Genomic DNA, 632 nt, shown 5'->3' with positions numbered 1-632 from the left:
GGAACCGGATACGCACAGGACCAAACGTTAAGTACCCTGTTTGAACAGCAGGCAGCGAATACGCCGGATCAAGTAGCGGTGCTGTGCGGAGCAGAATCGTTGACCTATGCTGAGCTGAATGAGCGCGCGAACCGTCTGGCCCGGACGCTGCGTGTAGAAGGAGTTCAGCCGGATCAGCCGGTAGGCATTCTGGCGCAGCGCTCGCTGGAGATGATCGTAGGCATCTATGCAATCCTCAAGGCAGGCGGAGCCTACGTGCCGATCGATCCAGACTATCCGACAGACCGCATTCGCTTCATGCTGGAGGACTCGGGAGCGAAACTGGTGCTGACGCAAGCGCGTGTGGCTGAGCAGGCATCCTTGAGCTTCGACGGCAAGGTACTGGTGTTGGATCGCCCAGAGCAGGATGGCCAGGACATCTACCACGAGGATGGCTCGAATCTGGAGCCGCTGGCCGGGCCGCATCATGTCGCGTACGTCATCTACACTTCCGGTTCGACCGGAAAACCGAAGGGCGTGATGGTGGAGCATCATTCGGTCATCAACCGGATTTTGTGGATGCATGACCGTTACGGCTTGGGCGCGGAGGACACGATTCTGCAAAAGACCACCTTCACCTTCGACGTGTCGGT

Annotated in this window: 1 protein-coding gene; it reads left to right on the top strand. The window is 58.5% G+C overall.

The features are described 5' to 3' along the window. Positions 1 to 632, top strand: a 632-nt coding sequence (locus JO375_RS08745) for an AMP-binding protein (protein WP_229524103.1), incomplete at both ends; no start/stop codon positions are given.

It is taken from the genome of Paenibacillus farraposensis, from assembly GCF_020736845.1.
Classification (GTDB): Bacteria; Bacillota; Bacilli; order Paenibacillales; family Paenibacillaceae; genus Paenibacillus; species Paenibacillus farraposensis.
Note: the sequence above shows the minus strand (reverse complement) of the source record. Positions and strands in the feature narration are given on the sequence as shown.